At 68.3% G+C, this 22477-nt stretch carries 24 protein-coding genes and 1 pseudogene; 17 read left to right on the top strand and 8 right to left on the bottom strand.

Annotated features, from left to right (window positions below):
• The first annotated feature begins 9 nt into the window (after window positions 1–9).
• Window positions 10–822: an enoyl-CoA hydratase/isomerase family protein gene (locus tag ACLQ2O_RS11210; RefSeq protein ID WP_425830049.1), complete on the top strand. Its 813-nt coding sequence runs from the start codon at window positions 10–12 to the stop codon at window positions 820–822.
• A gap of 3 nt (window positions 823–825) precedes the next feature.
• Window positions 826–1578, top strand: coding sequence for an enoyl-CoA hydratase/isomerase family protein (locus ACLQ2O_RS11215; RefSeq protein ID WP_425830051.1), 753 nt, complete (start codon window positions 826–828; stop codon window positions 1576–1578).
• Here the strand turns inward: ACLQ2O_RS11215 and ACLQ2O_RS11220 are convergent.
• On the bottom strand, window positions 1563–2447 hold the full coding sequence (locus tag ACLQ2O_RS11220) for an SDR family oxidoreductase (protein WP_425830053.1): 885 nt from the start codon (window positions 2445–2447) through the stop codon (window positions 1563–1565). The two genes, ACLQ2O_RS11215 and ACLQ2O_RS11220, sit on opposite strands and share 16 nt — an antisense overlap.
• Window positions 2448–2450: 3 nt before the next feature.
• A complete protein-coding gene (locus ACLQ2O_RS11225; RefSeq protein ID WP_425830055.1) occupies window positions 2451–3245 on the bottom strand; it encodes an enoyl-CoA hydratase-related protein in 795 nt (264 codons plus the stop codon).
• Between the two features lie 179 nt (window positions 3246–3424).
• Here ACLQ2O_RS11225 and ACLQ2O_RS11230 point away from each other — a divergent pair, with 179 nt between their 5' ends.
• The 5 genes from ACLQ2O_RS11230 to ACLQ2O_RS11250 are packed head-to-tail and all read left to right on the top strand — an operon-like array spanning window position 3425 to window position 8074.
• The gene (locus ACLQ2O_RS11230; protein ID WP_425830057.1) at window positions 3425–4231 is read left to right on the top strand and encodes a lysophospholipase; all 807 of its coding nucleotides are present in this window, start codon (window positions 3425–3427) and stop codon (window positions 4229–4231) included.
• 3 nt (window positions 4232–4234) lie between these two features.
• Window positions 4235–5389: an acyl-CoA dehydrogenase family protein gene (locus tag ACLQ2O_RS11235; protein WP_425830059.1), complete on the top strand. Its 1155-nt coding sequence runs from the start codon at window positions 4235–4237 to the stop codon at window positions 5387–5389.
• Window positions 5386–6303 carry an LLM class flavin-dependent oxidoreductase gene (locus ACLQ2O_RS11240; RefSeq protein WP_425830061.1) on the top strand — a complete coding sequence of 306 codons (918 nt, stop codon included), beginning with the start codon at window positions 5386–5388 and terminating at the stop codon, window positions 6301–6303. Before ACLQ2O_RS11235 ends, ACLQ2O_RS11240 begins: the two co-directional genes overlap by 4 nt.
• Window positions 6304–6308: 5 nt before the next feature.
• A complete protein-coding gene (locus tag ACLQ2O_RS11245) occupies window positions 6309–7295 on the top strand; it encodes a quinone oxidoreductase family protein (protein ID WP_425830063.1) in 987 nt (328 codons plus the stop codon).
• Complete coding sequence (locus ACLQ2O_RS11250) at window positions 7292–8074, top strand: enoyl-CoA hydratase/isomerase family protein (protein WP_425830065.1); 783 nt, start codon at window positions 7292–7294, stop codon at window positions 8072–8074. The genes ACLQ2O_RS11245 and ACLQ2O_RS11250 overlap by 4 nt, the downstream gene beginning before the upstream one ends.
• 45 nt (window positions 8075–8119) lie before the next feature.
• Here the strand turns inward: ACLQ2O_RS11250 and ACLQ2O_RS11255 are convergent, their stop codons facing one another.
• Window positions 8120–8698: a TetR family transcriptional regulator gene (locus ACLQ2O_RS11255; protein ID WP_425830067.1), complete on the bottom strand. Its 579-nt coding sequence runs from the start codon at window positions 8696–8698 to the stop codon at window positions 8120–8122.
• 98 nt (window positions 8699–8796) lie between these two features.
• Here ACLQ2O_RS11255 and ACLQ2O_RS11260 point away from each other — a divergent pair, with 98 nt between their 5' ends.
• Together ACLQ2O_RS11260 and ACLQ2O_RS11265 are read left to right on the top strand one after the other, a co-directional pair.
• Window positions 8797–10185 (top strand): FAD-dependent monooxygenase, encoded by a 1389-nt coding sequence (locus tag ACLQ2O_RS11260; protein ID WP_425830069.1) that lies wholly within the window; start codon window positions 8797–8799, stop codon window positions 10183–10185.
• Between the two features lie 23 nt (window positions 10186–10208).
• Window positions 10209–10628, top strand: a complete 420-nt coding sequence (locus ACLQ2O_RS11265; RefSeq protein ID WP_425830071.1) for a DUF6640 family protein — start codon at window positions 10209–10211, stop codon at window positions 10626–10628.
• 32 nt (window positions 10629–10660) lie between these two features.
• Here the strand turns inward: ACLQ2O_RS11265 and ACLQ2O_RS11270 are convergent, their stop codons facing one another.
• Complete coding sequence (locus ACLQ2O_RS11270; RefSeq protein ID WP_425830073.1) at window positions 10661–11341, bottom strand: SDR family NAD(P)-dependent oxidoreductase; 681 nt, start codon at window positions 11339–11341, stop codon at window positions 10661–10663.
• A gap of 35 nt (window positions 11342–11376) precedes the next feature.
• Window positions 11377–12312, bottom strand: coding sequence for an NADP-dependent oxidoreductase (locus ACLQ2O_RS11275; protein WP_425830075.1), 936 nt, complete (start codon window positions 12310–12312; stop codon window positions 11377–11379).
• 99 nt (window positions 12313–12411) lie between these two features.
• Here ACLQ2O_RS11275 and ACLQ2O_RS11280 point away from each other — a divergent pair, with 99 nt between their 5' ends.
• A complete protein-coding gene (locus ACLQ2O_RS11280) occupies window positions 12412–13062 on the top strand; it encodes a TetR/AcrR family transcriptional regulator (RefSeq protein ID WP_425830077.1) in 651 nt (216 codons plus the stop codon).
• A gap of 259 nt (window positions 13063–13321) precedes the next feature.
• On the top strand, window positions 13322–13465 hold the full coding sequence (locus ACLQ2O_RS11285) for a Tn3 family transposase (RefSeq protein WP_425830079.1): 144 nt from the start codon (window positions 13322–13324) through the stop codon (window positions 13463–13465).
• A gap of 221 nt (window positions 13466–13686) precedes the next feature.
• On the opposite strand, the gene ACLQ2O_RS11290 is transcribed toward ACLQ2O_RS11285, so the two are convergent.
• Both ACLQ2O_RS11290 and ACLQ2O_RS11295 read right to left on the bottom strand, forming a co-directional pair.
• The gene (locus tag ACLQ2O_RS11290) at window positions 13687–13884 is read right to left on the bottom strand and encodes a hypothetical protein (protein WP_425830081.1); all 198 of its coding nucleotides are present in this window, start codon (window positions 13882–13884) and stop codon (window positions 13687–13689) included.
• A 281-nt stretch (window positions 13885–14165) separates the two neighbouring features.
• Window positions 14166–15353: an MFS transporter gene (locus tag ACLQ2O_RS11295; RefSeq protein ID WP_425830083.1), complete on the bottom strand. Its 1188-nt coding sequence runs from the start codon at window positions 15351–15353 to the stop codon at window positions 14166–14168.
• A 244-nt stretch (window positions 15354–15597) separates the two neighbouring features.
• Between ACLQ2O_RS11295 and ACLQ2O_RS11300 the strand changes: the two genes are divergently transcribed.
• The 5 genes and pseudogenes from ACLQ2O_RS11300 to ACLQ2O_RS11320 all read left to right on the top strand — a co-directional run bounded on the left by ACLQ2O_RS11300 (window position 15598) and on the right by ACLQ2O_RS11320 (window position 17136).
• Complete coding sequence (locus ACLQ2O_RS11300) at window positions 15598–16092, top strand: hypothetical protein (protein WP_425830085.1); 495 nt, start codon at window positions 15598–15600, stop codon at window positions 16090–16092.
• A 16-nt stretch (window positions 16093–16108) separates the two neighbouring features.
• Window positions 16109–16261 (top strand): hypothetical protein, encoded by a 153-nt coding sequence (locus ACLQ2O_RS11305; RefSeq protein WP_425830087.1) that lies wholly within the window; start codon window positions 16109–16111, stop codon window positions 16259–16261.
• Window positions 16262–16290: 29 nt separating this feature from the next.
• Window positions 16291–16620 carry a hypothetical protein gene (locus ACLQ2O_RS11310; RefSeq protein WP_425830089.1) on the top strand — a complete coding sequence of 110 codons (330 nt, stop codon included), beginning with the start codon at window positions 16291–16293 and terminating at the stop codon, window positions 16618–16620.
• Between the two features lie 180 nt (window positions 16621–16800).
• A pseudogene (locus ACLQ2O_RS11315) lies at window positions 16801–16908 on the top strand (LLM class F420-dependent oxidoreductase); the annotation flags it as partial.
• A gap of 57 nt (window positions 16909–16965) precedes the next feature.
• Window positions 16966–17136, top strand: a complete 171-nt coding sequence (locus ACLQ2O_RS11320; RefSeq protein WP_425830091.1) for a hypothetical protein — start codon at window positions 16966–16968, stop codon at window positions 17134–17136.
• Window positions 17137–17156: 20 nt separating this feature from the next.
• Here the strand turns inward: ACLQ2O_RS11320 and ACLQ2O_RS11325 are convergent, their stop codons facing one another.
• A complete protein-coding gene (locus ACLQ2O_RS11325; protein ID WP_425830093.1) occupies window positions 17157–18008 on the bottom strand; it encodes a nuclear transport factor 2 family protein in 852 nt (283 codons plus the stop codon).
• Between the two features lie 300 nt (window positions 18009–18308).
• Between ACLQ2O_RS11325 and ACLQ2O_RS11330 the strand changes: the two genes are divergently transcribed.
• Window positions 18309–22373 (top strand): protein NO VEIN domain-containing protein, encoded by a 4065-nt coding sequence (locus ACLQ2O_RS11330; protein WP_425830095.1) that lies wholly within the window; start codon window positions 18309–18311, stop codon window positions 22371–22373.
• The last annotated feature ends 104 nt before the right edge of the window (window positions 22374–22477 follow it).

Raw genomic sequence — 22477 nt, forward strand, 5'->3', positions numbered from 1 at the left:
AGTTGCCCGATGGAGAGCCTGAAAGCGCGGTACGAGACGCTGGTGCTGGCGGAGCAGGCGCCGGGAGTCGTCGTCGTCACGCTCAACCGGCCGGAGCGCTACAACGCGATGACCGAAACGATGTTCGCCGAGCTCGAGCAGGTGGCGCTCGGCCTCGACGGCGAGGACGCCTGCCGGGTCATGGTCCTCACCGGTCAGGGCAAGGCCTTCTGCGCGGGCTACGACCTCGCCGAGGCCGGCAAGCTCGCCGACCTCGGTCCGCTGGGTATGCTGTCCCTGCAGGAACGTGGCGCTCGCTCGTTGCTCGCTGTGCGGTCGATGCGTGTACCGGTTGTTGCCGCAATCAACGGTCCGGCAGCGGGTGGCGGAATGTCGCTGGCCCTCGCGGCCGACATCCGGCTGGCGTCGAGTGCCGCGAAGTTCAACGCGGCCTTCATCCGGGTCGGTCTGTCGGCGGGCGACCTCGGTGCGTCCTGGCTGCTGACCCGCCTGATCGGGCCGGCCGCGACGAGCGAGATCTGCTTCACCGGCCGGAACGTCGACGCCGACGAGGCGCACCGGCTGGGCCTGGTGAACGCGGTGAGCGATCCGGACCAGCTGCTCGGCGACGCCCTCGATCTGGCGGCGGCGATCGTGACGAACTCGCCGGGCGGAGTGCAGCTGTCGAAACGGGCGCTGCAGGCAAACCTGGAGATCTCGTCGTACGCGGCAGCGCTGGAGCTGGAGAACCGTGGCCAGGCGCTGCTGACCCGTGGCTCGGACATGCCGGAGGCGCTGGCCGCCTTCAAGGAGTCGCGGCCGCCCGTCTTCACCGGGCGCTGAACTGTGGACTTCCCGCAACTGGAAACACTGACCTTCGAGGTGCTGCCCGGCGAGATCGGCGTACTGCGGATCAACCGGCCGGAACGGATGAACTCCCAGACAGTCCGGATGTTCACCGAGCACGGTCTGGTCGCCCTCGCGCTACGGGACACGTCGATGCGTGCCCTGATTCTGACCGGAGCTGGGGAGCGCGCCTTCTGCGCCGGGTTCGATCTCGACGAGGTGGACGTGATCACCCGGATGGGAACGCTGGAGTTCCTCAGATTCCAGGAGATCGCGACCGGCGGGATCCAGGCGCTGCGGCATCTCCCGTTCCCGGTGATCGCGGCGATTCACGGACCGGCGACCGGCGGCGGGCTGGCGCTCGCGCTGGCGGCCGACATCCGGCTGGCGGCTCCCACGGCGAAGTTCAGCACGGCGTTCGTGCGGGTCGGTCTGTCGATGGGGGAGCTCGGTACGTCGTACAACCTGACCCGGCTGGTCGGCTCGGGGCGAGCGGCCGAGATCGGTTACACCGGCCGGGTCGTCGGAGCCGAGGAAGCGGTGGCGATCGGGCTCGCGAACCGGCTGATCCCGACGGCCTCACTGTTCGACGAGGCGGTGGCGACGGCTCAGCAGATCGCGGCGAACCCAGCGGCCGGCGTACGGCTCGCGAAGCGGGCGATCCAGCGCAACCAGGAGATCACGTCGTACGCCGCGGCACTGGAGCTGGAGAACCGCGGTCAGGCGTTGCTGAACCTTCAGACCGAGCGCTGAGCCTTGCTCGCCGCGGTCGCTGACCGGGCACGGTCTTTGATCTCCGCCCAGTCCGTGTCCGTGAGCGAGGTCAGCCCGGCGAACGTCGCCGGGCCCGCGAGCATCTGGCCGCCGTCCATCGCGATGGTCTGGCCGGTCAGGTAGTCGCAGGCGTCCGACAGCAGGAACATCGTGAGGTTCGCCAGCTCCTCCACCGTGCCGGCCCGCCCGGCCGGGATCTGCTCGACCTGGGTGGCACCGACCGCGTTCGCGCCGGCCGGGTTCAGGACCTCCCAGGCGAAGTCCGTCGGGATCGGTCCGGGTGCGACGGCGTTCAGCCGGATGCCGTGATGCGCCCACTCGACCGCGAGCGACATCGTCATCGCGTGCACCGCCGCCTTCGCCATCGCGGACGGGACGACGTACGCCGAACCCGTCCAGACCCAGGTGGCCAGGGTGGAGACGACGCTTCCCGGCAGACCGGCCGCGATCCATCGCTTGCCTGCGGCAAGGGTCGTGTGGAACGAGCCGGCCATCACCGTGCCGGAGATCGCCGCGAAGCCACCCGGGCTGAGCTCCTCGGTGCGAGCGACGAAGTTGGCGGCGGCGTTGTTGACGACGCCTGTGAGCGGCCCGTGGCCGGTCCAGATCGCGTCCATCGCGGCGTCAACCTGGTCGTAGTCGCGCACGTCGACGGTCTGGAAGTGGACCCGGCCGCCGGACGCCTCCTCGGCAGCCTCGCGGAGGACTCCTCCCCGGCGGCCCCACAGATGCACCTCGGCGCCGTGCTCGGCCAGGTGACTGGCGACGCCGCGACCGAGGCCGGTGCCGCCGCCGGTGATGAGGATCCGCTTGTCCTGCAGGAGATTCGCGGCGTACGGCGACGGCATCGGTCAGTTTCCGCGGTAGGGCGAGAAGTCGGGAGCACGTTTCTCGTTGAAGGCGGTGATGCCCTCGTTCGCTTCCTCGGTCTCGCCGAACATCTTCAGGCTGGAGTAGGCGAGTTGGCCGATCCCGGCGAAGTGCTCGGTGTCGGTGTTGAAGGACTGCTTGATCACCTTCAGCGCGGTGGGGGAGAGCTTCAGAATCTCGTCCGCCCACGCCCTGACCTCAGCGTGCAGTTGACCGGCCGGGACGACCTTGTTGGCCAGGCCCCACTCGACGGCCTGCTCCGCGGAGTACTGGCGGCACAGGAACCAGATCTCGCGGGCTCGCTTCTCGCCGATCGCCCGCGCCATCAGGCCAGTGCCGAACCCGGCGTCGAACGATCCGACCCGTGGGCCGTTCTGGCCGAACCTGGCCGACTCGACGGCGATGGTCAGGTCGCAGAGCAGGTGGAGCACGTGGCCGCCGCCGATCGCGAACCCGTTGACCGCGGCAATGGTCGGCTTCGGGACGTCGCGGATCACGCGGTGCAGGGAGTCGATCTCGAACAACCCGCTGGCGGACGGACCGTAGTCGCCGGTCTCCTTGCGCTGTTTCTGGTCGCCGCCGGTGCAGAACGCCTTGTCCCCGGCCCCGGTGAGCGCGATGGCACCGACCTCGTCGCTGCCCCAGGCACGCTTGAAGCTGAAGACCAGTTCGTCGACAGTCCGGGCCCGAAAAGAGTTGTAGCGCTCGGGCCGGTTGATGGTGATCCACGCCAGACCGTTGTCGACCTCATAGGTGACATCGGTGAAGTCCTCCATCGAACGGGTGTCCTTCCTCGACTGCGTACCGGAAATGGCCTGACCATTCGCACAGTAGCAATGCTGCCGGGGCTCGGCAATCGTCACGGCCGCCTGAGTACTTTTGGTCGAACCATTGTTATTATCGACTTTGCGAACCATGATCTTGCCATGATCCGACCAGTCCTGGAGGTGCCGAGATGACGGAAACGAGCCTCGAACTCGAAGGTGAGACCGGAGCGATCCACGTCCGGGTCTGGGGTGCGGCTGAGCCGGCGTACTCGGTCGTGCTGGCTCACGGCATCGGCGAGCACAGTGGCCGCTACGTCCACCTGGCGCAACGGCTGGTCGGCGACGACGCGGTGGTCTACGCGGGCGACCACCACGGGCACGGCAAGTCCGATGGTGACCGGATGGAGATCGAGGACGTCGACGTGATGGTCCGGGATCTGCACCTGGTGGTGGACCGGATGCGGGCCGACCACCCGGGCCTGCCGCTCGTGCTGATCGGGCACTCGCTGGGCGGTCTCATCTCGACCCGGTTCGTCCAGTTGTACCCGGGCGAGCTGACCGTTCTGGTCCTCACGGATCCTTTCGTCGGTGGCAACCCGGCGTTCGAGGGTCTTCTGGCGATGGATCCGATGCCCAGCATCCCGATCGACCCCGGGATGCTCTCGCGTGATCCCGCGACGGGCGAGGACTACCTGGCCGACCCGCTCGTTCACCACGGCCCGCTGACCCGGAAGACGCTGAACTCGGTCTTCGCGTCGGTGAGCCAGGTCGCCGAGGGGCCGTCGTTCGGCGATCTGCCGACGCTGTGGCTGCACGGTGAGCTCGACCCGCTCGCGCCGTACGACGTGACGGTGAAGGCGTTCGAGCACCTGGCCGGGAGCTCGCTGGAGCAGAAGATGTACGAAGGCGCAAAGCACGAGATCCTGAACGAGACCAACAAGGACGAGGTCATCGGAGACGTGCTGACCTTTGTCAGGAAGCAGCTGGGACGCTGAGAGATGCTGTCGTTCGCCTTCAGCGCCGAGCAGGAGGACTTCCGTCGGCAGCTGCGAAAGTTCGCGGAGACCGAGCTTGCGCCGCGGTACCGGGAGCGGGCCGCGCGGGCCGAGTTCTCGTTCGAGGCCCATCGGCAGCTCGCCGACCTCGGTGTGCTCGGCATCGGCCTGCCCGAGGAGTACGGCGGCTCCGGTGAACCCGACCCGATCACTCTTGGACTCGCGACCGAAGCCCTGGCGTACGGCGATGTGAACGTCGCCGCGGCGCCCGTTCAGGTCGGACTGGTCGCCGGGCAGCTCGCGTGGGGCGGCCGGCAGGCCGTCGTCCAAGCCTGGCTGCCGAGACTGATCGCCGGCGAGGTCGTGGCAGCCATCGCCGTGACCGAACCTGCGGGTGGATCCGACGTCGCCGCGCTGCGGACCGAGGCGAAGAAGGTGGCCGGGGGCTGGGTGCTGAACGGCGAGAAGATCGCGATCACCCACGCGACCTCGGCCGCGGTCGGCCTGGTCTACGCACGTGAGCCCGGGTCCAGGGGTCACGACGGGATCAGCTGCTTCGCGATGGATCTCGGTAGTCCCGGCGTCGGCCGGACGCCTACGCCGGGGATGGGCGCGCTGCCGTTGTGTTGGGGCGGTCTGTCGTTCGAAGACGTCTTCGTGCCGGACGACGGCCTGGTCGGCGCGGCCGGCCGCGGCTTCGCGGGAGCGATGAGGCATTTCGACTTCAGCCGGCCGGCGCTGGGACTGCTCTGCCTCGGTGCAGCGCAGGCCAGCATCGACGAAGCGGCGGCGTGGGCGGTCGAGCGCGAGGCCTTCGGACGACCGCTGGCCGCCTTCCAGGGAGTGTCCTTTCCGCTGGCCGAGCACGCGACGTACCTGGAGGCGGCTCGCTGGTTGTGCTATCGATCGCTGTGGACGCGGGAATCCGGCGCCCAGCACACGCAGTACGCCGCGATGTCGAAGTGGTGGCCGCCGATCGTCGCCAAGGACGCGATCGAGGCCGCCCTCGTGACGTTCGGGAACCTCGGCTACTCGATCGAACTGCCGCTGCAGCAGCGCTATCGCGATGTCGCGAGCTACCTGATCGCCGACGGTACCGCAGGCATCCAGAAGCGGATCATCGCGACGGCGATGATGGGCCGGACGGCGGCGCGGTGAAGCTGGGGATCTCGATCCAGGAGGCCTTGCTGACCGCGGACCCGGTAGGGCGGCGGCATCTGCTGGGACGGGTGGCGGAGGCGGGCCTCGACCACGTGACTTTCGGGGACCACCTCAGCTTTCACGGCGGAATCGGGTTCGACGGATTGGTGTCGGCGACCGCGGCCTTGTGCGCCGAGGACACGCTCGACGTACTCGTCGGTGTCTACCTGGCCGGTCTGCGGCATCCGGTCGCGACGGCGCGCATGTTGTCGACGATCTCGCAGCTCGCCCCCGGCCGGCTCGTCCTCGGGGTCGGTGCCGGAGGTGAGGACCGCAGCGAGATCTCCAACGCCGGGGTCGATCCCAAGACCCGCGGGCGGCGGCTCGACGAGACCCTGGAGGTGCTGCGACGGTTGGCGACGGGCGAGAGTGTCGACCATCGCGGAGAGTTCTTCACGCTCAGCGAAGCGCGCATCCTTCCGGCGCCTGTACCGCGGGTACCGATCGTCATCGGCGGATCGGGGGACGCGGCTGTTCGCCGTACCGCAGCCATCGGTGACGGCTGGTTGGGGATCTTCTGCTCGCCCCGGCGCTACCAGGACACGGTGCGGCGGATTCGTGCCGCGGTCGATGGCCGGTCTCCGAGTTGGTTCGGGCTGAGCATGTGGTGCGGCTTCGCCTCGGACGGTGGGCGGGCGCGCGAGCTGCTCGGTGCGCGGATGGAGTCTCTGTACCGGCTGCCCGCCGCGAAGTTCGAGCACGTGACGGCGGCGGGGACCCCGGAGGCGGTCGCGGAGCAGCTCGCCCCATATCTGGCGGCCGGTGCCGTGCACCTCACGCTCGTCCCGGTCGCCGCGTCGGTGGACGAGGCGCTGGAGGCGGCGGCCGAGGTCAGGCGGTTGCTGCTGGCAACTTCTGTGACGGCGGGCTGACCGGCGTGCGCGCGGTGGTGCAGCGGGAGTTCGGCGGGCCGGAGGTGCTGCGGGTCGAGGAGCGGGCCGATCCGGTCCCGGCAACGGGATGGGTGGTCGTTCGGCTCGAGGCGACGGCTCTCAACTGGCACGACGTACTGGTCCGGCAGGGGAACTACGGATCGCCGTTGCCTCACGTGCCGGGTGCTGACGGTGCTGGGATCGTGGCCGGTACCGGCCACGAGGTTCTGGTGATTCCCTCCTTGTGGTGGGGCGATGACGAGTCCGCGCCGGGCCGACGATGGGAGATTCTCGGGGACAGCAGGCCCGGGACCTATGCCGAGGCTGTTCTCGTTCCGGCTGAGTGCGTCGTCGCCAAACCAGGCGGGCTGTCGTGGCTGGAGGCCGCGGCGCTGCCGCTCGTCGGGCTGACGACATATCGGGCCTTGTTCACGCGGGGCAGGCTGCAGGCGGGGGAGTCTCTGCTGGTGCTCGGTGCCGGCGGTGGGGTCGCCACCATGGCGGTCTCGCTCGCGGCAGCCATCGGGTGCAAGGTCGTCGTCACCTCCTCCTCGACCGAGAAGATCGAGCGTGCTCGCGAGCTCGGTGCCGTGGACGGCGTCAGGTACGACGAGCCGGGGTGGCCCGCGACGGCCAAGGAGTTCAGCCCGGGCGGGCGGGGATTCGATGTGGTGCTGGATTCGGTGGGAAGTTGGCGTGGGTCGATCGAGGCCTTGCGGCCGGGCGGACGGCTCGTCGTACTCGGGGCTTCTCGGGATGACCAAGCCAGGCTGGACATTCGGCCCTTCTACTTCGGTCAGTTCGATCTGCTCGGAACCACGATGGGAAGCCCCCGTGACTTCGCCGGTCTGCTGCGTTTGATGGCCGAGCGCAAGGTCCGGCCTCCAGTGGTCGACCGGACGTTTCCGCTGGAGGAGGCGGGGGCCGCCCACACCTACCTGGAGAGCGGAACCGCGTTCGGCAAAGTGGTCCTGTCGGAGGAAGCTTCATGAATGATCGAGTGCGGTACGAGGTAGATGATGCCGGAGCGGTCTTCCTCACATTGAACGCGCCGGAAACCCGGAACGCGCTGAGTGACGAGATGCTCGACGACCTGCTGTCGGCGCTCGAGCGGGCGGGTTCCGACGACGCCGTACGGGTTGTCGTGCTCGGTACCTCGCACGAGCGGATCTTCTCGGCGGGTGGCGACCTCAAGGCATTCGCCGACGAAAGCCCGACGCTTGCCAAGTATCACGGTCTGGATCGCTTTCCGCGGCTGTACGAGACCATCGGCGGGCTCGGCAAGCCGGTGATCTGCGCGGCCGGCGGGGATGTTCTCGCGGGAGCCTTCGGGTTGGCGCTGGCCTGTGACCTGGTCATCGCCAAGGACGGGGTCCGCTTCGGGTGCCCGGAGATCAACGTCGGCGTGTTCCCGTTCATGATCTCGGCGCTGATCTTCCGCACCGTCGACCGGATGAAGGCCAACGAGCTGATGATGCTCGGCGAGCTGATCGACGCCACCGAGGCACAGCGGCTCAACATCGTGAACGCCGTCGTACCCGCTGAGGACTTCGACCGGACGGTGCGGGAGTGGGCCCACCGAGTGGCCGGCAAGTCCCCGCTGCTGATGCGGATGGGCAAGGACGCGATCAACGCGACCCGGGACCTGAGCCTGCCCGACGCACTCGGAGCACTTCGCTCCCAACTGGCCCTGGCCTTCACCACGGCCGACCTCAAGGAAGGCGTTGCCGCCTTCCAGCAGAAACGTGCTCCGGTCTGGAGGCTCCGCTGAGCGCGATGCTCCGTTGCTGGTGAAACGCGGCAACGATGGGTCAGGTCAGGCAGGCGACGGGATCGGTGCCATCAGGTAGCGCTGGAGGGTGTCGCCGAGCCAGGCGGTGAGTTCGTCGTCGGGCATCGTCGCCAGCGGGGGAAGCCGCAGGACGTAGCGGCACAGCGCGACTCCGAGGACCTGGCCGGCAATCATGCCGGCGCGGGCCGGGGCCGAGTCGAGGTCAGGGCCGTGGCGAGCCGTGATCAAGGCGATCTGCTGGTGGAAGATCTCTCGAACTCGGTCCGCGGCGACTTCGTGGGTCGCGGAGGCCCGCAACAGTGCGGTGAAAGCGTCGTCCTGTTTCCAACGCAGGACGAAGTGCTCTGCCAGTCGCAGGCCGAGGGTGGCCGGTGGCGCGTCGGCGAGATCCGGAAGACGTAGCTCGAAGTCGGCGACCGCGGTGAAGAGCGCCGCCTTGTTGCCGAAGTGCCGCATCACCATCGCCGGATCGACGCCGGCAGCGGCCGCGATGCCGCGAATGGTCGCCTTCTCGTAACCGTCGGCGGCGAAGCACTCGCGGGCCGCGGTGGCGATCGCTTGTCGGACGGCGTCCGAGCCGTGGTAACTACGGTGCTCAGTCATGTCAACGAATGTATCGCGAAACGCGCGTTGACACTTTTGTTAAAGCGATCTAGCGTCATACAGAGACGAAACACCTGTTGACAACGGAGGTAATGGTTGTGGAGTCGACCGATGTCTTGGTGGTGGGTGCCGGGCCGACCGGACTGCTGCTGGCCGGAGATCTCGCCGAGGCCGGAGTCGCGGTGACCGTGCTCGACCGTCGCGCCGACGGGGAGTCGAATCTGACCCGGGCGTTCGTCGTCACGCCGCGCACGTTGGAGGAGTTGGACGCCAGAGGGCTGGCCGACGAGCTGGCCGCGACCGGAAGCACGATCACCGAGATGCGGCTGTACCGCAAGCTGTGGGTCGATGTGTCCGTCCTGCCGACCCGGTTCCCGTACTTCCTGCTCACGCCCCAGTTCCGGACCGAGGCTGCGCTGCGCGAGCGAGCCGAGAGAGCGGGCGCGCGGATCGTCTGGAGCAGCGAGGTCACGAAGGTGAGCCAGTCCGAAACCGGCGTGGAGGTGGTCACCGGCGCGAGCTCCGGGCAGCCAGGCCGATGGCGAGCCCGCTACCTGGTCGGTGCCGACGGGGCTCATTCCACGATTCGCCGCGCGCTCGGTGAGCCGTTCCCGGGCGAGCAGATCGTCCAGTCCATGATGCTCGCCGACGTCCGTTTCGCCGAGCCGGCCCGATCAGCCATGCGTTCCGACGCTGGCCCGGGGGGATTTGCTTTCCACGTGCCCTTCGGCGATGGCTGGCACCGGGTGATCGCGTGGAACCGCGATGATCAGCGCCCGCCGGGCGCCGCACTGGAGCTGGACGAGATCAAGGCGATGGCCCGGCGGGTGTTCGGCACCGACTACGGCATGCACTCGCCGCGTTGGCTGTCTCGCATCGAGAGCGACGAGCGGCAGGTCGCGCGTTACCGGATCGGCCGGGCGTTCCTGATGGGGGATGCCGCGCACGTGCACACTCCCGCAGGCGGTCAGGGAATGAACACCGGCCTCCAGGACGCCGCCAATCTCTCGTGGCGACTGGCCGCCGCCGTCCACGGTTACGGCGCGACCGACGACGTACTGGACGGGTACCAGCGCGAGCGGCACCCGGTCGGCAGCCAAGTGCTGAAGAACAGCGGCGGGCTGATGCGGATCGCGATGACCGGTTCCGCCCCTCGGCGTGCGCTACGGGCGCTGCGCCTGGGCGGAGTGTCCGACCGTCTCCGTCTGCCGGCTCGCATCGCCGCCCGGATGACCGGACTGGACATCCACTACCCGGCACCGGCGGACGCGCATCCCAGCGTGGGACATCGGGTCCCCGATCTGCAGTTGGCCGGCGGCGCGCGTCTGTACGAAGCCCTCCGCGGTGGACGATTCGTCTTCGTCCCCGGGCGCTCCGCCACGCGCCACCAGCCGTGGCCCGGCCCCGTTACCGCGGTTCGAGCGACCCGTCCGCCCCGGCACAGCCTTCTGATCCGCCCGGACGGCTACCTCGCCTGGGCGAGCTGACCTGTTTCCCGGAAGGAGCAACCGTGAATCACCACTTCAGCGTCGGCCGGATCTTGATCTCCCTCGCCGCGACCGCCACAGCGGCCGGCCCCTACATCGCCGACTGGAACGAGACCCACATCCACAATCCGGCCTGGCCACCGCACGCCAAGTTCCACAATGCCCAGACCATGAGCCTCGGTCTGGCTCTCGGGGCGACCAGCCTCTACCACCTGTGGATGCGGCCGAGCGACGACCAGGCTGCACTCGACGCTGCTGCGACGCTTGCCAGCCTCTACTGGCTGACCCAGATCTCCGCGCTCGCCTACCCAGGGTCGGCCGCCGTCGATCCTCCCAGAACCGACAGGTTCCCCCAAGCCGTGATCGCCCTGCCATCTCTGGCTCTCATCGCTCTCGGACACATGCTGGAACGACGTCGCGTCGCGGCTCGTCGAGGGCGCTGATCGTGGCGAGCTTCTCGTAGTCGGGTTTCTCGTCAGCCGGTGAAGACGAGCTCCGGCAGGTCGCGGCTTTCGTACAGGTCCCAGTACAGCGGGGCGATCTGTTCGGGGTCGGCGGACGGGATGCCTTCGGGGCCGTTGCCGCCGATCCAGGTGCTGATCGCGACGTGTGCGGCGTACAGACCGCTGCCTTGCAGTTCGTTGTGCAGGTTGAGGACCCAGTTGCGCAAGGCCCCTGCCGCCGCGTTGACGTTGCCGAGCATCGGGATCGGGTTGACCGAGCCACCGCCGGTGGTGAAGAGCAGCGTGCCGGCTCCTGCCTCGCGCATGGCCGGTAGGACGACGCGGGCGGCGGTGACAGCGCCGTACAGGTTGTATTCGATCTGTGGCTGGAGGTTCTCGACCGTCACCTCGCTCGGTACGGCGATGCTGAGCCCGGGCACCGGTGAGTGCGGAGCGGGGGAGTACTCGAGGACGTCGACGGTGCCGAAGTGGGTCTTTGCTGTTTCGAGGGCATCGGTGAGGGACGGACGGTCCATAACGTCCGCGGGAAAGGAGGCCGCGGTGATGCCCTCTTGGGCGAGCCGGCCGACGAGTGTGTCGAGGGTGGTCTTGGTGCGGGCGATCAGGGCGACGTCGAAGCCGTGACCGCCGAAGGTGCGGGCGATGGCCAGCCCCAGGCCGGATCCGGCGCCGACGATTGCGAGAGTGGGCACGATTCTCCGTTGGTAGTTGTGCGCGGCAACGACGGTCAGAAGGTGACGGCGAGTTTGCCGAGGGCGCCGGCGCCGAAGGCGGCGAACGCGTCGGCGGCCTGGTCCACCGGATAGGTCGTGGTCACCGGTACGCGCAACCTGCCCGCGGCGACCTCGGCGGCCAGAGCGGACAGGGTCTGCGGGTTGGCGTCGGCCATCACCGCGTGGGCCGTGACGTCGTCGCGCTCGACGGCGTCCTGGCCGAGTCCGAGGGTGGAGGCGATGCGGCCGCCGGGGCGCAGGAGCCCGGTGAGCTGGGCGCCGTCGCCGGCCAGGTGGAGGATCGCGTCGACGCCGTCGGGGGAGATCTCCCGCACCTGGGTCTCGAGGTCGTTGGTGTAGTCGACCACGTGGACCGTCGCACCGGTCAGCGCGCTCACGAACTCGGCCTCGGCCCCGGGGCGAGCGGTCGCGATCACCGTCGCGCCCCGCGCAGCGGCCAACTGTACGGCCAACGCGCCCACTCCGCCGGTGGCGCCGGAGATCAGCAGGGTCTCGTCCGTTGCCAGAGCCAGGGCGTTCACGCTGTCCAGCGCGGCTGCTCCTGCCAGGCCCAACGCGCCCGCGTCGCGGACGTCCAGGTCCGCTGGGATCCGGGCGATGCCGGAAGCGGCCGGCACTGTGAGGTACTCGGCGAGGGATCCGGTGCCCAGGAACGGTTTCATCACGACGCCGAAGACCGCGTCGCCCACCGCGAAGCTGTCCACGCCCTCGCCGAGGGCTTCGACGGTGCCGGCGAAGTCCTTGCCCAGGACGAGCGGATAGCGGTGTTCCATCATGCCTTCGAGGTAGCCGGCCGCGGTAGCGGCGTCGAAGCCGTTCACGGACGAGGCGGCGATCTTGATCAGGAGCTCGCCGGCCTCCGGACGGGGAGTGGGGATCTCTGCGACCGCGGGGGCGGCGGGAACGGAGTCGAGCGTTACAGCACGCATGACCATCACCTTCAGCTAAGTGGAACGTGGTGCCCGTTTGTTGGTGTCAGCGTAGCAACACAACTGGGCATGCCGTTCCACTTGGGTAGGATGGGGTTCATGACCACTGCCGAGCCGGGCCTGCGGGCCGATGCCGAGCGCAACCGCGACCGCATCCTGGCCGCGGCCCGCCGGCTCTACGCCCGCGAGGGGCTGGGGATCTCGATGGCGTCCGTTGCCCGCGAGGCAGGGGTCGGCAAGGCGACGCTCGCCCGCCGTTTCGCCACCCGGGAGGAGCTCGTCACCGCGGTGTTCGCCGATCGCATGGACGGGTACGCCGCCGCGGTCGCCGAAGCCCTGGCCGACGCCGACCCGTGGCACGGCTTCACGTCGTACATCGAGAACGTCTGCGCGATGCAGGCCGCGGACCGCGGCTTCGCCGACGTACTGACGATGACGTTTCCTGCTGCCAGGGCCCTCGAATCCCGTCGTGACGAGGCGTATCACGGCCTGGTCGAGCTGATCTCCCGTGCCAAGGCGGTCGGCCGGCTCCGCGACGACTTCACGTCCGAGGACGTGGTCATCCTGCTGATGGCCAACGCCGGTGTCGTCGCTGCGACCGCCGACGCCGCTCCGGACGCCTGGCGCCGACTGGTCGGACAGATGCTCCGCGCTTATGCCGCTCCCGGCGGCGAACTCTCGGCGCTGGCCGATGCTCCGGCGCCTTCCGCCCTCTATCGCGCGATGATCCGGGCCGGCCGGGCGGAGTAGCAACTGCTCCGGCAGACGTATGGCTGATGTGCGCTGGGACGGGAGTGGCAAAGCGGATCTGGGTGAAGGCGACTGCCGCCGTCGAGCCCGAGGGTGAATCACCTGAGTCCTTGCCGCTGTTCCTGGTCGGCTCCGTCTCGCTCATCGCTTCCTCCAGCTCTCGGGGTTCAGTGCGTCGTACCAATACCCCGAAGCCGCGCCAGGCTGACACAAGCAGAACTGTCGGTGGCCGGGCCGATGATGTGGCCAGGTCCACGAGGTGCTGAACGTGGTCGAGTCGTGCAACGGCGGGAACAGCGTGATCTTGTTCGGCAAGGGCGGCGACACCGCCTCCAATCGTCGCGGCGAACAAGAACTGTCCGTGCTGTGCCTGCGGGTCCTGCAACAGCGCGGGTGTACGTGAACACCTTGGTGGTGCAAGACGTGCTCGCCGATGACCAGCGGACCGGACGACTCACCGCCGTCGACCAGCGCGGCCTCACCCGCTGTTCTGGACCCACATCGCCCGCTACGGCGAGGTCCGCCTGAGGCCGAGTCGCCGCCTCAGCCTCACCACCGAGAACTCCCCCGACCCGGTGAACCGTGTCCACGCGGTGCGCAGCAGCCTGGTGAGGGGGAGATGAGTCAGTCGGGTGGGTTGAGTAGCCGGTCGAGGTGGTAGTCGACCGGCTCGGCCGCGGAGGTGCTGTCGCGGGTGCCGACCAGGAACTCGGCGCCCAGACCGATCGCGACGGTCACGAGGGTGTCGGCTTCGCGGACCGGGCCGACGTCTGTGGCAGCGCGTCCTGCGCGCTGGGCTGTGCGCAGCGGGTCGGCGATCATCGCGACGATCGGGTGGGGAGGAGTCGCGGTAGAGCCGCTCCGGTACCCCGACTTCGATTCTGCAGTTCCGATCCGAGGCCTCAGAGCAGACTGGAGTCGAAGTGCTCGCTGCCGGAGGACAGCAGGTTGTTGCAGCTGCGGAAGTCGTCGACAGCCAGAGTTCCGGGCTGCAGCCATTGGTCCGCGTAAACCGCGATCTTGAGATGGTTCTTCCCTGAAAAGGGCCTGGGCTGATGACGACTGAGTCAGCGGTGGGATCAGGTGGCGGAACAACCTGGGTCTCAGGCGGGTTCGGCGTCGGGGCAGGCCGGCGGTGGTGGCGCGACCGGGCGGAGGAAGCTTGCCGCGGCGCCGGCGAGGACCAAGGCGATGGATGCCGCGAGGAGGATGGGCCGGCCACCTGCGCCGCCTGCGAACCCGGCGAGGACTCCTCCCGCGGCGGCAGTGGGAACCCGCAGGCTGGAGCTGAGGATCAGAACCTGAGCGCGTGCCTCCGCCGGGGTGTTCTGGACGCAAGCGGTGAGGGTGGCGGCGAGGAACGGCCCGTTCGCGAGGCCGAGGACGATGAACGACGCCTGCACCAGGAGATAGGACGACGCGCCGGCGGCTCCGGCGACAGCGAAGGCCATTACCGCCAAGCAGATGCCCGCCGCGCGATCGGGCCTGACCCTGAACGGTCGGGCAGCGATCAGCAGACTTCCCACGAGACTGCCGACGCCGTACAAGGCGATGAGAACACCACCGTGCGCCGAGCCGCGACCGAGCTCCAGACTCATCAGCGGAGCTGCGACTCGTAGCGTTCCCATGCCCAGTCCGGCCACGCCGGCAGCGGTCACCGCACGAATGAGCGGCCGGGTTCGGCTCACCAGGCGCACCACCTCGCCCGTCCTTGGGACTGGCGCGTCGGTCCGCGGCTCGGTGACTGCGGGGAGCGCGAGGACGAGAACACCGGCCAGCACCGCCGTACCGGCGAAAATCAGCAGTGCGGGCCGCGCGCCGACGGTCAGCGCCAGTGCTGCCGCCGTCGCCGGCCCCGCAGCAGTGGCGATCCCCCAGGTCGCGCTGTCCAGCGCAAGTGCTCGCGTGGCTTCCTTGGGTAGCCGACTGGTCAGCCCGCCGCCGAGGAAAGGTCCGGCGCATCCCGCCACCAGCGCCGCCACGATCGGGAACACACTCGGTGTCGATCCGAGCATGATGGTGGCAACGGCGACACAAACGCCGTAACCGGCGAAAACGGCCGTCAGCAGTGGCCGGGTATCGCGCCACTTCGCCAGCATCCGCGCGATCCACGGTCCGGCCAGATGAGGCGCGATCAGGGCGGCGACCACCAAGCCGGCGATCGTCGCAGGCTGAGCAGTAGACGGCAGCACCTCGAAGGTCAGCAGAGCGAACCCGACCACGGCACCGTCGTTGGCCACCCGCATCGCGACGGCCACCACGAGATAGCGCCCCAGCTCGCTCTGTCGCATGTTTGGCATCCCCCTCCGATTCCCCCGACGGCCCAGACTGAAACGAACCTCGAGCGGTGTCTGTGGCTGGCCTCGCTGACACCGCTGACAGCCGACGAGAGGCGGCCGGGTGAGTGGCTGCAAGGCCGTCGTAGCGCACCCGAAGGCCCGATCTGGTTCCGGCAACGTTGCCGGCGGGAAAGGTGGACGAGTCGGCGCGGGCACTCCGGTGGGCCGGGTACGGCAACCAACCGAGCTGGCGCCGGTGGTCGCGGTGAGCCGGCGCAGGTACTCGTCGGTGGTCGCGGCGTCGGGATCGACCCCGACCACACGCCACTGGTCGCCCTTGCCGTGCCGGATCCGACCTTCCCGTGGTCGCTTCGTAAGCGGCCGGTTCTGCCGCCTTTGCAGTACCAGTCCGGCTCGGCCGTACGGTGAACACGCCGCCGTCGCAGCTTTCGACAACCTGTCCGTCGACGCCGACATCAGCCAGCAGCATGTTCTCGCCGAGGAACTGGCCGGGCACATGCGCGCCCTGTCCGTGGGGCGTTCTGACCTGATACGGGTGATCAACCTCGACCTGCCGACGACCTCGCCGGCAATGCGGACAGTTCAGCGAGCGATCGGCGATCACTACCATCCGGCTCAGCTGTCCGTTCTCTCCCAGACGCTCAAGATCAACGGCGCGCCCCGCACCTCCATGGACCAGGCCCACCATCGCAACGAAAACAGCGATCAGCGGCCGCAGCGGCCCACTTGACCTGGCCGCCCTGCAGATGGCGATCGAGTTGTGCAAGGTGTTCATTCCGCTGGACCAGGCGGCGCTGGCGAAGCTCGGGCCGGAAGATCTGGCGGTCCAGCACGAGGCGCGCCTGAAGATGCTCGAGTATGTCGACGCGTTCTGGGACCCGGTGGGGTGGATAGGCTGATCAGCCCATTGCCTTTGGAGGAGTTCTCAGTGGGCTACCAGGAACGTCGAGTCAAGCTCTTCGGTGAACAGGCCGCGCCGCATCTAGAGCCCGGCGAACAGATCCAGACCGCCTTCATCGCAGTGACCGGGGGGTGGATCTTCACCGTTCCGTGGACAGTCGTTGTCACCGACCGCGCGATCTTGGTGGTGCGCGGTGGGCAGGCTGTTCGTGGTCCCCGCGATGTCGCGTTCGATGAGCCGAAGGGTCTGTACCACCGGATCCGTCTCGATCGCGAGTACAAGGTGCACCGGCAGTTCTACAAGGAAGTCGTGGCTGCTGACGCGGCGCTTCGCGAAATGCGCGGCGGTGGTCGCTGAAGCGTGGCAGCAGTTGCGTTGGGTGAAGGAGCTGTGGAGTTTGTGGTGAGGTCCGTGCGGATGACGACGGCCGGGTGCGGATCCCTTGAGCGAGCGCGACGCGCGCCTGCTCGAGGCTGACGGCTGGACCTGGCACGCAGCCGTCCGGGACCTGAGCGAGCTCGGTCTCAGCCGGTCCTGATCGGCGGTGGTGGTGAGAAGAAGACGCTGAAGCTCGTCGCCCGCCACGCGACGATCTGGCACAGCTTCGGCGACGCCGAGACGATCGCCCGCAAGCACGACGTACTGGACGCGCACTGCGCGGCCATCGGCCGCGACCCCGGCGAGATCGAGCGTTCCGCGGCCGTGAGCGACCCGAACCCCGAGGCGCCGCTCAGGACTCCCGAGGAGGCAGGCAAGGCCCTGTACGACCTCGGCACCCGGCTGTTCACGCTCACCGCTACGGCTCCCGGTTTCGACCTCGGTGTGATCCGTGACTGGCTCGCGTGGCGCGACGAGATGAACGCGAAGGGCTGACCTTTGCCGATCGTGGACGCCTAGGAGGCGTCGGGCCTTGGCTTGACGTGATGGCTGGTGTCACCGTGAAAGTCGGTGGTGACGTCGCGATGGGTGAATCGCCACTGTCCCTCGCGGCGCTCGAAGCGGTCGCGGTAGCGGCCGGCGGCGATCGGCTGGAGCGGGAAGTCGTCCAGTGCCTGGAAGACGGTGAAGTAGGAACGCGATGTCGCAACCCCCGCCTCGTCGTCGACCTCGACGATGAGATTCGTCGAGACGTGACGTGTCCTGGGTGTGCCGTCGCTGTGGACCTGGAGGGTTTCGCCTGCGAACTTCTCGATCGCGTCGCTGCCGTGGTTCGTCGCGCCGTTCAGAGTGAAGTCCGCGTCCGCCAAGAGGGCGCCGAGGCCGGTGAATTCTCCGTCGTCGACGAGGAAAGCGTAGCTCGCGAGCTGACTGTTCCTCTCGATACGATCCCTGACCGGGTGCAGGAGCTGCGTCGCGAGGGTTACGTGACAGTGCTCAGACTTCCCGCGAACAGTGCCCGGGCCGCGGAGGAGATCACGGAGCGGATCCAGCGGCTGCTGAACGCGGACTCCCCGATCATGCTCTTCCTCGAGCGTGTCGAGACGCTGTCGATCAGTCCTTCTGCCGCTGCCGGACGGACCGAGCTCACTCGGCGCCAGATCGACACCGGTGACTTCGCGTGCGTCGTCCTGAACGACGACGAAAGCTATCGCTTCTTCCAGAAGCAGGTTCCACCCGAGCGGCTGCGAGCGGCGCTGCAGGCCTCCGTCGACGAGGGCGCACTGGACGGGCAGTGGTTGAGCTGGGACGCCGACGCCCAGGTCAGCATCGCGATCGGCGACGGGCCGGCAGCGGCGAACGGGCACGCCTTCACGTACCTGCCGATGGGCGCGGACGCCAAGTCGCCGTTCACAGGACATGTGAACGCCCCGTTCGTCACGGACTTCGCCCGGGTGGGACTCGACCGCGAACAGCCTGTCAACCGCCTGCTGCTGTCCTGTGTAGCCGAACTGTGCCTGGAGTCCGCGGCGGGTGTCATCGAACGAGACGCCGACGCGAACGCTGTCGTCGACCTGCTCGCCTGGGGCAGCGACCTCGACGTCCTCCGCGAGGCCTGCGAAGGGACCAGCGGGCTCGGCTTGGAGGAGTTCGTCAGACTACCGACCGTGGGCGGCGAGTGGACGGCCCTGGCGGCAACCTGCAGGTGGGAGTGGCCGGAGACGACGGTCATCGACGCCGCGGCCGTCGCCATCCGGACGGAAGCGCGCATCATCGACCCGCGGCGTCTCGATCCTGCGCGGACACACAGCGCGTCCCTGTTCGCCGCGGGGATCGGCATTTCACTCACACCGATGCCGGATCAGCTGGCGGAGTGGGTCGAGTCCGTGGCTGACGCGATGCTTGCCGACGGCACGGACATGGAGCGGTGGGCGACCTTCTACGACGAACTGAGCGACCTGTTCCGCGAGGGAGAGGCGTTGGCCGGGAAGCGGATCCTGCTCACCGCGGAGGGCAGGCTCGCACCGTGCAACGAGAAGGCCGAGACCGAACCGGGTGGGAGCGGGCGACGCAGGCGTCGACGCTCCGCGTTTTTCTCACCGAGAGGTGCCACTGACCGAGAGGCCGCCGAGGACTTCTCGGACGACTCGTTGCAGTCTGGCACGACCACTGACGACGATCCCGACGTCGCATCGCAGATCCAGCCGCCGAGGTCGATGGAGGCATGGATCGTCTTCATGCACCCGAACTTGTCCTGGTACGACGGCCCCAACCGCCGCGCGGGCCGCGCGTTCCTCGAGAACGAGAGACTCGTTCAGCCCTTCCGTACCGAGCGTCTGCTGGGGCTCTTGGGCCGCGTGATCCAGAGCACGACAGCGGACCGGGTTCAGCGCGACGCCCTCGAGTTCGCGTTCCGGCTCTTTGCCAACCAACCTGACCGGCACGCCAGAGAGCTCGCCGCGGTCGGCCTGCGGGTTCCGAACCAGCGGGGGGAGTGGATCGACGCGGCGAGCGCGCTGTTCGGCGATCCGTGGCCGGTCGCAGGGGCCGCTGACCTGAGCGCCCTTGCGGCCGCCGCGAGCGAGCAGACGCCCGAGCTGCTTCAGCTCCGATCGCTGCTGATCGCTGAACCAGCTGCGTTCCCCTCGGAGTCGTCGGTCCCGGACACGGCGAAGTGGACGGATTTTCTCAAGATCCTTCTAGTGATCGAGGGCCTGCCGGTCCTGGAGTCTTCCGACCCGCGTTCCATTCAGGGGCGCCACCTGGTGGCTCGGACGATTGCCGGTGAGAAGGCTCCTGAGCGGATTCCACGCGGCGTCGTGGAGCAGTGGGTCGAAGGGGTGCAGACCACCGGCAACCGCAACCATCCGGAGACGAAGTTCCAGTCGGGCGACCTCTGGTACTGGTTCCTGGGGCAGCACGAGGTGCGGCTGCTGCCTGCGGGCTTGCGCAGCCGTTACGCACGAATGGTTGTGCGCACGCTGCCCAAGCTCGAACGCAAGCACTGGGAATCGATCTGGAGACGTCAGTCTCCGGGAGGCTTCGAGACCCGGGTCCCGACCCCGCTGGCCAGCTTTGTCCGGCATCAGCGGTGGGTGCCGACGATGGGACCTCACCAGACCACGCTGGAGTTCGGCCCTCCGAACGCGTGCTGGGTCGTGGGCCCCGAGGATCAGCTGGCCACCACGTACTCGCCGTTGGTCGAGCCGGGCCTGCGCCGGATGATCGAGTCGCTGCCAGCGGCGACCCGGAGACCTGGTCGACTGGAGGTGCTGACTTGGGGAGCCGCAGAGTATGCGGTAGAACTCGTCGCGCACCTCAGTGAGCTGTTCGCGGCAGGAGAGATCCCTGAATCCTCGGCCGAGCACTTCAGGTCCGGGTTGTCCCGCGCTTGGGCACAGGTGGGCGACCCTCAGGTGCGCGACGCTCCGCAGCTTCAGGAGGGTCTGCTCGTCGATCGGGCCGGTCGTCTCGAGCTCCTTGATCGTGAGAACGCCGGCGAGGAGCGGGTGTTTGTCGCCGGGGTCGCCGACCAGTCGACGACAACGCGGCTGGTCCGTGAACTCGGATGGCCGGTGGTGAGCGTCGACAGCCACGACGTCAGCCGCATGCGTGAGGTCGCCAAGGCGGTCCTGATTCCCCACTGGCACGAGGACGTGGAGGTCGCCACGGACTGGAAGGTGGAGGTGCTCGCCGACGGCGAAGCATGGCTGCCGTCACAGGCCGACCAGGGACTGTGTGCCGAACTCCCCTGGCTCCCGCTCGTGGTCGCGTGCACGATGCTGTTCCCAAGGACGCCCGGCTTGCGGATCGGGCGGCAGCTCGAGCGCATCCTCGACGAGTTCAGCCGGATCCGACTCGTGCGGTGCGCCGACATCTCTGTACTAACACCGCGCGGGACGGAGGCGTTGCCGCGACGTCTGCGCGGGGTGCTGCCGTTACCAGGTGAGCAGCCAACGCTTCTCGTGGAGAAGCTGGGAACTCCGCTGACGTGGGACCAGCTCGGAACGGTCACAGAGGCAGCGCTGGAGTTGGTGGACCAGAAGCGATTCACCGCTGAGTTGTCCCTCAGCATCGGACGGCTAGCGCCTGCCGGGAACGCAGATGTGGATCCGCCGGAAACCGCGGACATCGCGGAGGCCCTGGGAATCCAGGCAGTCCACGTCGAAGAGACCCGGACGCGCGTTTACGGGGCGGCGGCTGGGCTCGTCGCCAGAGTGCGTCCTGCTGCCGTCTGCCTGTTCGGTGACGTGGCGCTGGATGCCCTCGACGATGACGTGGTCCAGACCCGGGAGGATCTGAACGACGGTCTGACGCGGCTCTTCGCAGGAGATGCCGCCAGGGCGGGTGAGCTCGTCGAAGCGGCCACGCACGCGCGTGACGCTGACGCGTTGCGGCGTGAGCTCTCGATTCCGCTCAGCCAGTACAACGACGTCCTCGCCCGGTACTTCCCGGGCGCACACCTGATCGATAACACTGCCGAACAGCGCGAGGAGTTCGATCTTCGCCGCAGTCAGCGGCGGGGCGAACTGATCAACTGGGCCCGCGAACGGCGATACCCGAAGTTCGAGGCCGGCGAAGACCAGCCCGACTGGGCGCAGATCCGCGAGCTAGGGTTCTTGACACCCGACGCGGGGTGGGGCAGCACGCTGGACGAGCTCGATCCGACCGTCGTCGACGGCCGGATCGACGAACAGATGGAGCAGGCGTTCGGTCCTCGCCCGCTCAGCCCGGTGCTGGAGGACTGGACCCGGATCCGCGATGCCAACGGCCGGCACCTGCGCGAGCGGCTAGTCGACATCGCTCGGTTGATCAACGCCTGGAAGCGTGGCCAGCAGACCGGTACGGCATCGGCCGGCGCTGTCGTGGCGCCGGGCGACGAGTTCGCCGAGACCGCGCGGAGCGCCCTCGAGCGCGTGGGTGCGCTGGAGTTCGTCGTTCTCGACGGCGAAATGCTGGTCACCTGGCTGAGGCACGTCGACCTGTGGCCAAGCGAGATGCCCAGAAGCACCGCACTTGACGACCTCGGCCTGTCCGAGACTGACCTCGCCAGTCTCGTCACAGAGCAGCAGGCGGTCCGTGACGCGAAGCTGCGCGCCGATCGGCAGATAGAGGTACACGGCGAGGTCGTGGACCTGGACCTGCGGATGACGGCGTTCGTGGAGAAAATCGAAGCGAATCTCAAGGCGGCACCAACTAGTCTCGGTACGCCATACCGAGTGACCAATCTGCAGGTTCTTGCTGAGACGGGGCGAGATCGCAAGCGGTCGTCCGGCGGCGGTCTCATGAGCGGGCCGCCGGCCCGGCTCTCGGACACGCAGCGCCAAGCGATCGGTCTCGCCGGCGAGCTGACTGCCTTCTACTGGCTGCAGGCCAAAGATCGCTCCCCGGTCGACGAGACCTGCTGGAAGTCGACCAACGTCGCGCTGGCGTTCGAAGGTGCCCTCGGTGACGACAGCCTTGGGTACGACTTCGAGGTCGCTCGCCGACATGGCTCGGTCATGTACGAGGTCAAGGCCACCACCGGGGACGCGGGCACGATCGAGCTGGGCGAGAGTGAGGTCGCCTGTGCCCAGGAGTACGCCAGGAACGACCGTTGGAGGCTCCTGATCGTCGAGGACGTCTTGTCGCTGCAACCGCGCGTGCTGATGCTGCCGAATCCGTTCCGGCGCGACAGCAGGGCGAAGTTCCGTTTCGTCGGGAACGGTGTGCGCCTTCGGTTCAAACTCTGACCGAGCTGCGCCGACGGCCACGAGAATGGGGAGCCAGGCCCTAAGCAGCGGGGTGGTCGGGCTCTCGAAGTAGCGAATCGAAAGGAGCCGCGGTGGAGATCCTC

This window comes from Kribbella sp. DT2 (genome assembly GCF_049844575.1).
GTDB lineage: Bacteria > Actinomycetota > Actinomycetes > Propionibacteriales > Kribbellaceae > Kribbella.